Origin of the sequence: Frankia sp. Hr75.2 (assembly GCF_949319125.1) — a bacterium.
In the GTDB taxonomy this organism is placed as follows: Bacteria; Actinomycetota; Actinomycetes; order Frankiales; family Frankiaceae; genus Parafrankia; species Parafrankia soli.
In genome coordinates this window covers 36,351-48,946 of record NZ_CASGGV010000033.1, presented here as the reverse complement: position 1 = coordinate 48,946, position 12,596 = coordinate 36,351, and the positions used below count along the sequence as shown (strand labels likewise).

16 protein-coding genes are annotated in these 12,596 nt (G+C 70.6%); 6 read left to right on the top strand and 10 right to left on the bottom strand.

Annotation, left to right across the window (positions count from 1 at the left end; genetic code table 11):
- Positions 1 to 24: 24 nt before the first annotated feature.
- The 3 genes from AC559T_RS03805 to AC559T_RS03795 all read right to left on the bottom strand — a co-directional run bounded on the left by AC559T_RS03805 (position 25) and on the right by AC559T_RS03795 (position 1,848).
- On the bottom strand, positions 25 to 678 hold the full coding sequence (locus tag AC559T_RS03805) for a dihydrofolate reductase family protein (RefSeq protein WP_498867763.1): 654 nt from the start codon (positions 676 to 678) through the stop codon (positions 25 to 27).
- A 76-nt stretch (positions 679 to 754) separates the two neighbouring features.
- Entirely contained in the window at positions 755 to 1,192 is a 438-nt protein-coding gene (locus tag AC559T_RS03800) for a PPOX class F420-dependent oxidoreductase (protein ID WP_498867762.1), read from the bottom strand.
- A gap of 173 nt (positions 1,193 to 1,365) precedes the next feature.
- Positions 1,366 to 1,848: a MarR family winged helix-turn-helix transcriptional regulator gene (locus AC559T_RS03795; RefSeq protein WP_498867761.1), complete on the bottom strand. Its 483-nt coding sequence runs from the start codon at positions 1,846 to 1,848 to the stop codon at positions 1,366 to 1,368.
- 67 nt (positions 1,849 to 1,915) lie between these two features.
- Here AC559T_RS03795 and AC559T_RS03790 point away from each other — a divergent pair, with 67 nt between their 5' ends.
- Positions 1,916 to 3,013 (top strand): epoxide hydrolase family protein, encoded by a 1,098-nt coding sequence (locus AC559T_RS03790; protein ID WP_498867760.1) that lies wholly within the window; start codon positions 1,916 to 1,918, stop codon positions 3,011 to 3,013.
- A 28-nt stretch (positions 3,014 to 3,041) separates the two neighbouring features.
- Positions 3,042 to 3,398 (top strand): antibiotic biosynthesis monooxygenase family protein, encoded by a 357-nt coding sequence (locus AC559T_RS03785; protein ID WP_498867759.1) that lies wholly within the window; start codon positions 3,042 to 3,044, stop codon positions 3,396 to 3,398.
- Between the two features lie 119 nt (positions 3,399 to 3,517).
- Here AC559T_RS03785 and AC559T_RS03780 read toward each other — a convergent pair whose 3' ends face one another.
- Together AC559T_RS03780 and AC559T_RS03775 are read right to left on the bottom strand one after the other, a co-directional pair.
- Positions 3,518 to 4,108: an RNA polymerase sigma factor gene (locus tag AC559T_RS03780; protein WP_498867758.1), complete on the bottom strand. Its 591-nt coding sequence runs from the start codon at positions 4,106 to 4,108 to the stop codon at positions 3,518 to 3,520.
- The gene (locus tag AC559T_RS03775; RefSeq protein ID WP_498867757.1) at positions 4,105 to 4,857 is read right to left on the bottom strand and encodes a hypothetical protein; all 753 of its coding nucleotides are present in this window, start codon (positions 4,855 to 4,857) and stop codon (positions 4,105 to 4,107) included. Before AC559T_RS03775 ends, AC559T_RS03780 begins: the two co-directional genes overlap by 4 nt.
- A 166-nt stretch (positions 4,858 to 5,023) precedes the next feature.
- Between AC559T_RS03775 and AC559T_RS03770 the strand changes: the two genes are divergently transcribed.
- Positions 5,024 to 5,191 carry an antibiotic biosynthesis monooxygenase gene (locus AC559T_RS03770; protein WP_498867797.1) on the top strand — a complete coding sequence of 56 codons (168 nt, stop codon included), beginning with the start codon at positions 5,024 to 5,026 and terminating at the stop codon, positions 5,189 to 5,191.
- Between the two features lie 16 nt (positions 5,192 to 5,207).
- Here the strand turns inward: AC559T_RS03770 and AC559T_RS03765 are convergent, their stop codons facing one another.
- Entirely contained in the window at positions 5,208 to 5,873 is a 666-nt protein-coding gene (locus AC559T_RS03765; protein ID WP_112106480.1) for an NADPH-dependent F420 reductase, read from the bottom strand.
- Between the two features lie 130 nt (positions 5,874 to 6,003).
- On the opposite strand from AC559T_RS03765, the gene AC559T_RS03760 reads away from it, so the two are divergent.
- Positions 6,004 to 6,396 (top strand): winged helix-turn-helix transcriptional regulator, encoded by a 393-nt coding sequence (locus tag AC559T_RS03760; RefSeq protein WP_071059750.1) that lies wholly within the window; start codon positions 6,004 to 6,006, stop codon positions 6,394 to 6,396.
- Between the two features lie 43 nt (positions 6,397 to 6,439).
- Here AC559T_RS03760 and AC559T_RS03755 read toward each other — a convergent pair whose 3' ends face one another.
- A complete protein-coding gene (locus AC559T_RS03755) occupies positions 6,440 to 7,333 on the bottom strand; it encodes an NmrA/HSCARG family protein (RefSeq protein ID WP_498867756.1) in 894 nt (297 codons plus the stop codon).
- A 94-nt stretch (positions 7,334 to 7,427) separates the two neighbouring features.
- Here AC559T_RS03755 and AC559T_RS03750 point away from each other — a divergent pair, with 94 nt between their 5' ends.
- Positions 7,428 to 8,072, top strand: coding sequence for a TetR/AcrR family transcriptional regulator (locus tag AC559T_RS03750; RefSeq protein WP_112106478.1), 645 nt, complete (start codon positions 7,428 to 7,430; stop codon positions 8,070 to 8,072).
- A 189-nt stretch (positions 8,073 to 8,261) separates the two neighbouring features.
- On the opposite strand, the gene AC559T_RS03745 is transcribed toward AC559T_RS03750, so the two are convergent.
- A complete protein-coding gene (locus tag AC559T_RS03745; protein WP_498867755.1) occupies positions 8,262 to 9,101 on the bottom strand; it encodes a siderophore-interacting protein in 840 nt (279 codons plus the stop codon).
- Positions 9,102 to 9,158: 57 nt separating this feature from the next.
- Between AC559T_RS03745 and AC559T_RS03740 the strand changes: the two genes are divergently transcribed.
- Complete coding sequence (locus AC559T_RS03740; RefSeq protein ID WP_498867754.1) at positions 9,159 to 10,091, top strand: LysR family transcriptional regulator; 933 nt, start codon at positions 9,159 to 9,161, stop codon at positions 10,089 to 10,091.
- Between the two features lie 17 nt (positions 10,092 to 10,108).
- Here the strand turns inward: AC559T_RS03740 and AC559T_RS03735 are convergent, their stop codons facing one another.
- Complete coding sequence (locus tag AC559T_RS03735; protein ID WP_498867753.1) at positions 10,109 to 11,452, bottom strand: effector-associated domain EAD1-containing protein; 1,344 nt, start codon at positions 11,450 to 11,452, stop codon at positions 10,109 to 10,111.
- A 72-nt stretch (positions 11,453 to 11,524) separates the two neighbouring features.
- Positions 11,525 to 12,490 carry a nuclease-related domain-containing protein gene (locus AC559T_RS03730; RefSeq protein ID WP_498867752.1) on the bottom strand — a complete coding sequence of 322 codons (966 nt, stop codon included), beginning with the start codon at positions 12,488 to 12,490 and terminating at the stop codon, positions 11,525 to 11,527.
- Positions 12,491 to 12,596 lie beyond the last annotated feature (106 nt).

Sequence of the window (12,596 nt, the reverse complement as noted above, 5' to 3'; positions counted from 1 at the left end):
TCAATTACCCTGGGCCGCGTTTCATCATTGATCGGCGGGTCGGGTAAAGGTCACGTGGGTGATGCCGCTGGGGGTCGTCGTGGATTCGACGGTGAAGCGCTTCTCCATCTCCTCGAGGCCCTCCCACAGCCGCACCCCGCGGCCGAGGAGGATCGGCACGACGGCCACGTGCAGGTGGTCGATCAGATCCACTGCCAGGAAGTCGCGGACCATGGTCGGCCCGCCACCGATCCGGACGTCGAGGCCGCCGGCGGCCTCCCGTGCCTGGCGGAGCGCCTCCTGCGGGGTGGCGTCGATGAAGTGGAACGTCGTGCCCCCTTTCATCACCAACGGCGGGCGGGGGTGGTGGGTCAGGACGAAGACCGGCGTGTGGAACGGGGGATCCTCGCCCCACCACCCCGTCCATTCGTGGTCCTCCCAGGGGCCGCGCTGCGGCCCGAACTTGTTCCGCCCCATGATCTCGGCGCCGATGCCCGGCTCCCATGCTCCGGCAAGCGCGTCGTCCACCCCGGTGTCTCCGCCGTCCTCGCCGTGCATCGCGCGGAACGACCTGGTGTGGAAGAACCAGTCGTGCAACCGCCCCTCGGCGTGACCGAACGGCCTTTTAAGGCTCTGCCCCTCGCCGGTGCCATAACCGTCGAGGGAGACGGAGAAGTTGTGAACCCTTACCCGGGACACAGGCTGACCTCCCGCTTTCGTGAAATCCACGGTCGCGCCGGCGCGACCCTCGTCGGCGCGGCGTTTGGCCGTCGGTTCAGTTGTTGGCTTGGCCGGCTGTCGGCACCCAGGGGCCGACACCGCTGACGCGCTCCACGGCGTAGCGCACGATGAATCCCGGGCCCCGCGGCGCCGGGAACTCGGCCTCCGGGGAGATGTAGACCTTCGCCAGGCGGTTGAGCAGGTCCCAGGTGTCATCGCTCGGCGTGACCGTCGCCCGTGCCCGCACCACGGCGTACTGGTTCAGGAAGGCGCCCGGCACCCGCGGGGCGTCGAAGGACAACACGACCCGCGGGTCACGCTCGATGTTGCGTAGCTTCACCTGTTTCGACATGTGCCCGGTGACGATCGCGTCGCCGTCCAGGCCGATCCAGATGACCGTCACCTGCGGGCTGCCATCGGCGTTGATGGTGGTCAGGTGGGCCATCGGCCCGGACTCGATGAGGTCCCTCAGTTCCTGCGGCAGAGTGCTCACGCTCGATCTCCTTTCGCGGCACCGGCGTCGGGCACCGTGCCTGGTGGTCATCCAACCCGTCCAACCCGTCCAACCCGTCCTGTCCGTTCAGCCGATCCAGTTCGTCCAGGCTGTTCGGGTTGTTTGTCCGCGCTGTTTGTGGTCGTCATGTTCGAGCCTGGGCGCTCGACCTGTCAGCGTGCCGAGTGGTGGTCGTCCAGGCGTTGCAGGAGGCGGACCAGCTCCGCGCGTTCGGCCGGGGTGAGCGGGGCGAGCAGTTCTTCCTGGGTCTCGTCGACGAGCTGGTCCAGAGTGTGCAGCCAGGACCGCCCGGCCGGGGTCAGCGTGACGATGTTGCGGCGCCGGTCGGCGGGGTCGGGGGCGCGTTGCACGTACGCCGTCTCGGCCAGGCCGCTCAGCACGGCGACCATGTCACTGCGGTGGATGCCGGTGCGCTCGCTGAGCGCGGCCTGACTCGCCGGGCCGCTGTCGCGGAGCGTGACCAGCGTCGCGTACTGCCACCGCGTCGCCCCCGCCGCGGCGAGACGGGCGTTCGAGATCCGTTCCGCGTGCACCGTGCCGCGGCCGAGGAGCCGGCTGGCCAGTGACCGCAGGCGCGCGGGGACGGCGGACGGGTCGGTCGGCCCGTGGCGGTCGCGTTCCGGCATGAACCGCATCCTAGGGGCTTGCGTTAGTGGCACCAACGACCTAACGTTAGTGTCACTAACGTTAGGGAGACTAACGATGAAGATCGAACCCTTCCGCGTCGCCGTGCCGCAGGCCGACCTCGACGACCTGCACGCACGCCTCGACCGCACCCGCTGGCCCGACGAACTACCGGGCGTCGGAGACGAGTTCGGCGTGCCGCTGGCCAGGGTCAGGGAACTGGCCGACCACTGGCGCCGCCGTTACGACTGGCGGGCCGCGGAGGCCGAGCTGAACAGTCATCCACAGTTCGTCACCGAGATCGACGGCCAGCGGATCCACTTCCTCCACCTGCGCAGCCCCCGGCCGGACGCGCTCCCGTTGGTGCTGACCCACGGCTGGCCGGGGTCGGTTGTGGAGTTCCTCGACGTGATCGGGCCGCTCTCGGTGGACTTCCACCTGGTCGTCCCGTCGATTCCGGGGTGGGGTTTCTCCGGCCCGACACGCGAGCGCGGCTGGGATGTCGACCGGGTGGCCCGGGCCTGGGCGGAGCTGATGCGCGGGCTGGGCTACCGCCGCTACGGCGCGCAGGGCGGTGACTGGGGGGCGTCGGTGTCCCGGGCGCTGTCGCAGCACGACGCCGACCACGTCATCGGAATACATCTCAACTACCTGCCGACACCGCGACTGCCCGGCGACCCGGACAGCGCCCGGCTGACCCCGGGGGACCAGGAGCGGCTCGCTCAGACCGAGGCCTACCTGCGCGACCAGCCGGCGGTCCGGCTGGTCAACGGCACCCGGCCGCAGACCCCGGCATACGCCCTCAACGACTCACCGGTCGGGCTGCTCGCCTGGCTGCTCGACCCGATGACGATGTGGGCGGCCCGGGACTTCCCGATCAGTCCCGACCGGGTGCTCACGAACGTGACACTGTTCTGGCTGACCGGCACCGCCGGGACGGCGCCCCGTCTGCACCGGGAGACCGGCGGCCCGCGGTCGTGGCGCACCGTCCAGCCGGTGGGTGTCCTCGTCCTGCCCGAGGACATCACCCGCCCGGTCCGGTCGTACGCCGAGCGGCGGCTGCCGATCGCCCGGTGGACGGAGGCCGACCGCGGCGGCCACTTCGCGGGGCTTGAGGCGCCCGAGCTGCTCGCCGCCGACATCCGCGCGTTTTTCCTGGACCTGGGCGGCCGATAACATCGGCGAAACGTGCGACCACCGAGTTGTGACCACCGAGTGGGGAAGCCGGGGCACCGTGACCGTCATCAAGATCAACGCCATCTCCGTCGATCCGGACAGCGGCGACGAGCTGGCCCATCGTTTCGCCGCGCGGGCCGGCGCGGTCGACGACCGGGACGGCTTCGAGGGTTTCGAGCTGCTCAAGCCGACCGACGACCGCACCACGTGGCTGGTGGTGACCCGCTGGCGCGACGAGGAGTCGTTCCAGGCGTGGGTCAGCTCGCCGGCCTTCGCCCACGGGCACCGCTCGGAGGCGGAACGCGCGGGCGGCGAGGCACCCAAGCCCGTCGGCGTGCACAGCGAGCTGTGGAGCTACACGATCGCCGGCGGCTCCGCGGGCTGACCCGGACTGACCGTTCCGTCACGCGTAGCGCCGAAGGTGTGCGATGCGTTGGACGACATCGGCCTGACGGGCGAGCTAGCCGTCCGGCTATGTCGTCATCACCGCAGGGGTGGCACCGGTCACCTGGAGGCCGTCTGATCGGTCGCCGGGTGATGGATGGCCAGCGCCTGACGTAGCCGCTCCCGGGCACGGCGCAGGCGTTGCCTGACCGCCGACGGCGTGATCCGCAGGATCTCGGCGATCTCGTCCGCGGTCAGGCCGTCCCAGCAGGTCAGCGTGAGAATCAACTGGTCGGCCTCGGTGAGCTGCGCCAGCGCGGTCCGGACCTCGACGGCGTGTTCGGGCAGTGCGGCGTGCGTCGGGATGACAGTGGCGAGATGGGCGCGAAGGCGGTCGGCCAGCGCCGCCCGGCGGGTCTGACCCCGGCGGTGGTTGGCGAGCGTGTGCCGGGCGATGCCGAACAGCCAGGCGGTGGCCGCGTCATCGTCGGACGGTAGATCGGCGACCCGGCGCCAGGCGGTCATCAGAAGCTCGGCGAGCAGGTCGGCGGCGTCGACCGCCGGGTCGACCCGGCGGGTGAGAAAGGCCAGAAGCCGCGGGCCGACCGTGCTGACGAGGCAGGTGAACCGTTCCTCGGTCGTTTCCTCGGCTGTCGGTTCCTCAGCGCTCGACGCCGTATGGGCGGCGGATCTGACGGGCTCAGAGGTCACTGGTCGGTACCGATCCATTCGGAGCCACAGTTCGCCGTGATGTGCTGCCGGGCCGGGCCCTCATCGCCGCGGGCAGCGGCCTCGGCGATGTCGTGAAGGCTGTCCGTGACGCCGCCCCCGTCGACCGCAACGATGATCGGCCAGGACGGCATGCCGCGCATGACTCCGACAGCCCGCCCGGCCCGGGCGCTGTCACCCGTTCCGCGCGCAGCGAGCCATTCGCCGTCCCAGACACAGATCGCGTACCAGGCGAAAGCCGCCCGTACTCCGGTGACCTGCATCAGCGCCGCCTCCCGCTGGCCGTTCGCAACCGTTTGGTCAATGACGGGCTGCCAGCTCCGGCCGGCCGGCAGGGGGATGTCGGCTGGCCGCAACGACTCCATGACCTCGCGAAAGTCCGACGCTCCGGTGTTCAGCCACTCACTGGTGTCGTTCTCCGTCATCCCCGGAGAGCCGAACAGACCTGTGCGGGCGGCAAGCTCGTCGCCGAAGGTGAACGCCGCTGTTCCCAGCAGTGCTGCCGCGGCCAGGCCGGCGACCACAACACGTCGCCTGGCGGAACGGTCTCCCGGCGCTCGCACCGACATCAGCCCCGGGCGATGCGGCTGCCCCGACCGGGCCGGCCACTCCGTCATGCCGTCAGGGCCGGCCTCGTCAGCGGACCCGGTCCGTACAACCGCCCTGGCGAGCTCACTGACCAGGCGGGCGACGTCGTCGCGGCTCGCCAGGTCGGCTCTGACCGGGTCCACGGACCGCACCCGGCGATCCAGCTCGCCGTCATCCGGCAACTTGATTCTGATCAGCCTCCAGCGTCGACGTCGATCGGCTGACCAGAAGATGTCCGGCACGGCCGCCGGTGTGACATGACGCTGGCTGCGGCGGTCCTGGCGGTCCTGGCGGCGCGGTCGGCTGGTGATGACCCGCTGGCGCGACGAGGAGTCGTTCCAGGCGTGGGTCAGCTCGCCGGCCTTCGCCCACGGGCACCGCTCGGAGGCGGAACGCGCCGGCGGCGAGGCGCCCAGGCCGGTTGGCGTGCACAGCGAGCTGTGGAGCTACACGATCGCCGGCGGCTCCGCGGGCTGACCGTTTCCGTCCTCGGCTAGGCGGACACGGTTCCCGTCGGTACGCGGGGGATGGCCGAAGCCGGATCAAAGCCCGCGAACGCCAGCCCGATGACGAAGCCCGCGACTTCCTCGAGCTGACGTGCGCGGACCAGCGCTCCCAGCGTGGCCGGTACGCCGCCGACGTCCCGGACGAGATCGCTCACGACCCGCAGCGCCGCCTCGTCGTCGCCGCAGATCGCCACTGTGGGCGCTGATGTGTCCGCACCGGCGCCGCCGGCCGGCGGTCGTGCCCACTGGGCGGCGGGATAAAGGTGGAACGCCTTCACGACGTGCGCTCCAGGAGCCGCCGCGGCGATCCGGGCCGCGGCCGAGTCGCCCTGCTCGGTGAGCAGGACGCCGACGCCGTGCTCGACCGCGTTCGTCGGGTCGATCAACGGAACCCCCGCCAGCGTTCCCTCGTTTGCGCCCGCGCTGCGCAGGACATCCTCGACACCGGTCCACAGCACGGCCAGCAGTACCGCGTCGCGCTCGGCGACAGCCGCGCGTGGTGCGGCCGCCCGCGCCGTCGCGCCCAGGCGTTCCGCGAGCGCATCCGCCTTGGCGCGCGATCGACCGCCGATCACCACCTCGTGCCCGGCCTGGACCCAGGCCCGCCCCAACCCCTCGGCCAGCGCCCCGGTGCCCAGAATCCCGATCCGCATGGTTCCTCCTCGTGCGTGCTTGTGCGCGTCGACCGCGTCGACCGCGTTCGACGCGATCGCCTCGGACCGAGACCGTAAGGCGGCCGTTACGCACCAATCGGTGCACGCGAGACCTGCGACGATGGCCGGGATGAGCGATCAGGGACGTCACTGCGAGGACCTGGTGGCAGACTGCCGTATCCGGGCGGTGACCGACCTGTTCATCCACATCTGGGACCCGGTCGTGCTGGTGGCTCTTCGCGCGGGGCCGTGCCGGCGCCGCGAGCTGCGCGTCGCGATCGGCGGTATGAGCGACAAGGTCCTCACCGAATCGCTACGCCGGCTCGGCGCCTACGGTCTGGTGGCCCGCCGTGCGTTCGCGCAGGCCCCGCCGCGGGTCGAATACGCGCTGACTCCACTCGGGCAGAGCCTGGTGGACGGTCCGATGGAAGCGCTCGGAAACTGGATCACCGAGCATGGCGAGGAACTACAGGACGCGCAGGACGGATCGGCGGAGCTCCAGGGGCGTACCGGCGCTGACTGAAACCGGAGCGGCGGATGCGGGTACGCCCCGGGAACCGGGCGTGTCAGCGGCTCGCCGGTTCGGCGAACAGCGCGGCGAATCTGGCCGCGCCTTCCCGCGCCAGCCACGTCTCGAAGTCCATCAGCCCCGGGTGCAGTCGCCGTAGTGCGGGAATGTCGGCCTGCCAGCCGTTGAAGGACTTCTCCAGCTCGAGGCCGTCGACGTCGACCCCGAGCTGGACGAGAGTCTCCCGGGGGAGCGGATCCAGCTGAAGGTCGCGCCCGGTCGCGCGGCTGATCGCGGTGATCAGGTGTTCGCGGGTCAACTCGTCGCCAGCCAGCTCCAGCGCCGCACCCACATAGCGGGCCGGATCCGCGAAGGCGAGGGCGGCGAACGCTCCGATGTCGGCGACGGCGATGAGCTGAACCGTCACCCCCGCCGGGATCATCCGGACCAGCGAGGCCTGGCCGGTGACGCCGAAGACCGGGTCGGTGTGGTTCTCCGCGAACATGACGGGACGCAGCACGGTGGCGGGAAGGCCGAGCTCCCGGATGTGGCGCTCGATCCGCGCCTTCGAGGCCGCGGGGCCGTCCGGGTTTCGATCGGTACCGGCCGCGGAGGTGTAAACGAGATGCCGGACCCCGGCGTTCCCGGCCGTGTCGGCGACGTTGACACCGTACCTTTCCTCCCCCTCGACGAAATGGGGGGCGTGGCTTGCCGGCTGAACACTGAACACCCCGTACACGCCCTCGGTGGCGGCGGCCAGCGTGTCCCGGTCGTCCAGGTCACCGGTCACCAGTTCGGCGCCGTCGAGGGCGAGCCGCCGCGCCGCCGGCCCGGCGGGGTCGCGGACCAGCGCCCTCACCCGCCATCCGTCGGCCAGGAGACGTCGCGCGGTGGCCCCGCCCTGCTGGCCGGTGGCCCCGGTGACGAGGATGGTCCGATCGGGCGTCGGCATGCGGAGCCCCTTCTGTTAGGTTCAGGTCATCTTCCGGAGCGGTGCTCCGAAACATACGGAGCGGTGCTCCGGATGTCAATGATGGAGGAGCCGGTTGGCCGAGTCGCCGCGCGCGGACGCTCGCCGTAACTACGAACTGATCCTTGATGTCGCCCGGGACGTGTTCGCCGAGCACGGCATCGACGCCTCGCTACGGGACATCGCGCGCCGCGCCGGTGTCGGCATCGGCACGCTCTACCGCCACTTCCCGACCCGCGAGGCGTTGCTGGAGGCGTTGCTGGGCCGGGGCTTCGACGGGCTGCGCGCGCGGGCCGAGAGCCTGCTCGCCGCGCCGCGTCCCCGTGACGCGCTGCTCACGTGGCTGGGGGAGGTCGCCACCGGCTCCGCCGTCTACCAGGGCCTGCCCGCCTCGATCCTGGCGGCCCTCGAGGATGAGAGCTCGGCGTTGCACGGCTCGTGCGCGGCCATGCGTGCCGCCGGCGCCGGGCTGCTCGAACGTGCGGCGCGGACCGGGGCCGTGCGCGGCGACATCACCATCGACGACCTGCTCGCGTTCGTCGCCGCGATCGCGTGGGCGAGCGAGCAGTCGTCCGACCCGTCGGGCCGGGCGGAACGACTGCTCTCAATGATGATCTGCGGGCTGGCCGGAGCGCGGGATCCACAGATGGCACCGACCTCGGCTTCTGATCGCGACGGCCACGGCCACGGCCAGCCGTCTCCTGAGGTGACGGCGCCGTGACATTCAACGCCCATACGCCCAACGCCCATACGCCAGACGAATCGCCTTCAGCCGGGCCACAACCGGTTCAAGGCTTCGCGCGCGGTCGCGACGAGGGCCGTCGTATCGACCTGCCGAACTGGTCGATGCTCGTCAAGGTCACCGCTGGCGACACCCTCGGCCGTGGACGCCGGATCGTGAGTGGCCGGGTCAGTCCATGCCGCGTTTGCCCGGGGTCCAGAACGGCTGGACGATAACCTGGCGGCGCTCCCAGCCCCGCTCACTCACCAGGTGGCGGCGGACGGCCTGGCAGGTCCGGGCCTCCCCGGCGACGTAGGCGACGGGCCGGCCCGTGCGGCCATCGGACCCGGACCCGATGTCGATGCTGGTGCTGGTGGCGGGGTCCCGCGGATCGGGCAGGTCGAGGTCGGCGAGCGCCGCCGGCAGCAGCGGGGAGCCGGCGGCCGGGGCACCGTGGCGGTAGCTCCAGGCGAGGTCCCCGGCCCGGGGCAAGGGCAGCGCGTCCGCCGGGTCGTCGCACTCGAACACGCCGCGGACCTGGGCGGAAGCGGGCAGGCCGCGCAGGATCGCGCCGAAGGGAACCGCCGCGGTGTCGTCACCGACGAACAGGTGGAAGCTCGCGTCGGCCCGCGCGACGAGGCGTCCGTCCGGCTTCGTGATGATCGCTTCATCTCCCGGTGCGACGCCGCGGGCCCACGCCGCGCCGGGGGAGTCGCCGCCGTGGTCGTACACGGCCAACGCCAGCCGTCCGGCCGGGTGGTACTCCCAGACCGAGTAGCTGCGCTTGATGTCGCGGGGCCCCTGTCGCCAGCTGTCCAGCCGGGTCGGGTCCTGGGGGAACAGGGTCACGTTCTGGCCCGGTGTCCAGGTGAGGCCGGCGAGCGCGGGGCCGGCCAGCACGATCCGGCGGGTGCGTCGGGCCAGCTGGTCGACGCTGTCGACCTCCGCGCGCAGCAGCATCCGGTCCAGCAGCGCGAGCGGCCCCCGCCGGGGACGGGCCGAGGGGGCAGCCGGGGAGTGTTCGGTCACGAGACGAGCGTAGGCAGCAGACGATCAGCACTCAAATGAAACTTACTCAATGGCAAGATGCATGCCATGCAATCGATGCCCTCGCTGGACCTCAACCTCCTGGTGGCTCTCGACGCCCTGCTGGAGGAGCGGAGCGTCAGCGGCGCCGCGCGGCGGCTGCTGCTGACCGAGTCCGCGGTCAGCCGCGCGCTGGGGCGCATACGGCGGGCGATGGACGACCCGGTCCTCGTGCGCGCCGGCCATCGGATGGTGCCCACCCCGCGGGCGCTGGCCGTCCAGGTCGAGGTGCATGCCCTGGTGGAACGGGCCCACGCGGTGTTCACCCCGGTTCGGGAACCCGACCTGGCCACCCTGACCAGGACGTTCACCATCCTGGCCAGCGACGCGCTGACCACCGCGATCGGCGTCGATCTGCTCGACCGGCTGACCCGGGACGCCCCGGGCGCGCGGGTGCGGTTCCTCCCCGAGCCGTACGCGACCGACGACCTCCTCCGCGACGGGACCGCCGACCTGGAGATCGGTGAGATCGATTCGACCCCACCGGAAATCCACATCGAGGTCCTGGCCGAGGAGCAGGCTCTCGCCGTCGTCCGTTCCGGGCATCCGCTGGCCCGGGGTCGCCTGACGCCGGAACGCCTCGCCGCCGCCCGGCACGTCACGGCGTCCCGCCGGGGACGCTTCGCGGGCCCGCTGGACGAGGCCCTCGCCGCGCGCGGTCTGCGCCGGACGGTCGCGGTCTCAGTTCCGTCCCACTCCGCCGCGCTGCTGCTCGTCGCCGGCAGCGACCTGGTCGGCCTGGTGCCCGCCCGGCTCGGCCGCGGTCTGCTCACCAGCCTCGGCCTGGTGGCTCTCGACATCGGCCTCGACCTGCCCACCCTGACGATCGCGCAGGCGTGGCATCCCCGCAATGAGACCGACGCGCCGCATCGCTGGCTTCGCGGCCACGTGCGCGACACCATCCGGCACGCGCTCGCGCTCGATCCCCCGTAACAGGCCGCCCGCTAACCCTAGAAACGCAGTCGGTTGATCCGCTGCTTCGCCCGTCGCGCCCGCTGCGGAATCTCCTGCCGCCGAGATGGCGGCACTGGTACATCGTAGCGGTGGGCCAGCTCCGTGAAGATCGGATTGGCTGGGTAGGATTCAAGGGCACGGGCGAGCAGCGTCCTGAACGGATCCTCGATGATTCCGTTTCCGAGGTCGCGGAAGATCTCCTCCCACGCGGCCTCGGGGTGATGATAGTCGATGTTCGGCCGTCGTTCCCGGGGGTATCCAGCCCGGGTGAGCATCGGCTCCGCGCTGGCGGTGGTGGTGTAGACCTGTGCTATCTCCCGCCGAAACGTGTCCACATCTTCGGGGTGAAAGCGGCCGGAGGGTGGTTGGTGTGGTAGCTCACCGGAACCGTCGGTCCGGTTGTCATTGGTTCCCCCGTGCGCTCCGCGCGTGCGTTCGGCGGCATCAGCGGGCAGCCCTACTCCACCGCTGAGGGGAAGGTCCCCGAAGCGCTGCTCGACAAGCGCTGCCAGACTCCGCGAGACCGCCGGGACCAGCGGGAAGATCTCCGCGAGCGAGCCATAGATGACTGTCTCCTGCTGACTGCTGATCGCCCGTGCCAGCTGCGCAGCCCTCTTCCGGGCATTGTCCAGCTCCTCGGGCCCGACGAAGGGGCGGCGCCGTCCGATCAGCCTCCGCACGTATCTGGCGGCCTGCCCGAGCTCCGCTACGATGTCCCGGCGAACCTGAGTGATGTCCATGGTGCCGCCGTCAGCTGACGCATCGGGTTGTAACTTCAACATCAGCTCGATGGCGTGCAGCAGGTGATGTGTCGCGAAGAATTCAGGATTCTGATTCCATATCCATCGTCGCACTCCTTCGGAGGCGCCGAAGAAAATAAGGAAGGCAGCCGTGAGGGCGAACGCGCTGCCGACTGTCCTGGGTGGAATTCCGTTAGGTGATCTGGCGTGGTCGCGCAGGATTGTCCCGCAGAGGTATACGGAAATCCCCAGCAGCATGACGATAATCGGCGGTAGGAGCAACACCTGTGTGCGAGCAACGATCTGGCCGCGTTTGGCGACGTCGTCGACGATCTGATCGGCGGACGGCAGACCTGTCGTACCCATGGCAGACGCGACCGCCGCGACCCGGGCGCGGGCTTTGCGCTGCTGCCGCCGCCGGGTGCTCCGAGGCCGCGAGGAGGCGAACGGGACGAACACCAGGCTGAGGCCGAGAAGAATGATGGCCAGCTGCAGGGTCGATTTACCTAAGAAGACCAAGGTCACTCCGGTGGCCTCGGCCTGGAAACCGGCGAGAAGCTCGACGATCTTCCCCTCCCTTGGCGAGGCCCCAGGAATCACCCTACGCGGAACCCACCCCCGTGCCGCAGGGGAATCGAAGGCGGGCGGGGCGGGAGGCTGCCCAGCCTGCCGTCAGGCGTTCAGCCAGTTACGCCGGTCTCGCGCCGCGGCATAGATCTGCTCGACATGGGCTGGCTGCCACACCGCCGAAAGATCACTGAAGGTCGCGATCTGGTCGTGCCGGATGGCGTGGACTCGGATGGCATGGACTACATCACGCGAGGGCGCCACGGTCAGCTTCGCCGGCGCGACAAATGCCAGCACCGCGTCGACCTGCACGGCGAATCCGCAGGCCCCACTCAGCGCCGCCGATGCCCGGCTGGCCTCCGCCCGGGCCTTTCGCACATACGGATAGGGCTGACCTCCCAGCTTCACGGCCTGGTCACCCACCCAGATCCTGGCGCCTACGTGGTACTTCGTGTTGAAGGTGAACACGCCGCCCGGGCCGATCAGCAGATGGTCGATGTCGACGCCTCGGGGCAGCGGTATCGAATGCAGCACCCGCCATCCCCGGCCGGCGAGCAGTTCCAGTTCCGCACCCACCGTCTCTTCTCCGACCAGCCCTTTGCGCCAACCGTCGGTCTCCGACGGCCGGCGGAACAGACGGTTGAGCAGGGCACGCCAGAAACCCGGCGTCAGCTCCTCGATCTTCGCCCGGATCGCGGCTCCGGGCGGATTGCCGGCGAGGTCGTCCGCGGGTGCGCCACCAGTCAGCCCGGGGGCGCCCGGCGGCTGCATGGGCGGCGATCCGGGCAGGGGCACGGCCGGCAGGGGCACGGCCGGCAGCGGCACGGTCTGGGACCCGGTGCGTACAGGCACTTCCGGCGTCCATCCCGCCAGCGGTGCCGGCGTCGATACGGGCGCCGGTGGCGGCGGCACGACGTGCGACGGCGGCGGGTGGGCCGAGGGCTCGGGCCGTTGTCCCAGGTAGGGGGCGAGTGCGGCGAGCACCGCATCCCGATCTACGTCGAGCAGGATGTTGAGCTGATCGGTCCGCAGGTCGAACCAGGCCACGCTCTGCCCGTCCGGAAGGTTCACGTAAAGCCGAGCGTGCCCATACCGGTTCCACCGCATCACATGTAGCTCGCCCATGCCTGCGCGCCCATTCCTGTCGACGAAGATGACGGATCAGGGTCGATCAATC

Excerpts from the sequence above, each read along its gene's own strand:
- AC559T_RS03795 (WP_498867761.1), bottom strand. The coding sequence starts at position 1,848 with ATGCGGTTCATGCCGGAACGCGACCGCCACGGGCCGACCGACCCGTCC.
- AC559T_RS03755 (WP_498867756.1), bottom strand. The coding sequence starts at position 7,333 with ATGCCGACGCCCGATCGGACCATCCTCGTCACCGGGGCCACCGGCCAG.
- AC559T_RS03770 (WP_498867797.1), top strand. The coding sequence starts at position 5,024 with ATGACCCGCTGGCGCGACGAGGAGTCGTTCCAGGCGTGGGTCAGCTCG.
- AC559T_RS03790 (WP_498867760.1), top strand. The coding sequence starts at position 1,916 with ATGAAGATCGAACCCTTCCGCGTCGCCGTGCCGCAGGCCGACCTCGAC.
- AC559T_RS03740 (WP_498867754.1), top strand. The coding sequence starts at position 9,159 with ATGCATGCCATGCAATCGATGCCCTCGCTGGACCTCAACCTCCTGGTG.
- AC559T_RS03765 (WP_112106480.1), bottom strand. The coding sequence starts at position 5,873 with ATGCGGATCGGGATTCTGGGCACCGGGGCGCTGGCCGAGGGGTTGGGG.
- AC559T_RS03760 (WP_071059750.1), top strand. The coding sequence starts at position 6,004 with ATGAGCGATCAGGGACGTCACTGCGAGGACCTGGTGGCAGACTGCCGT.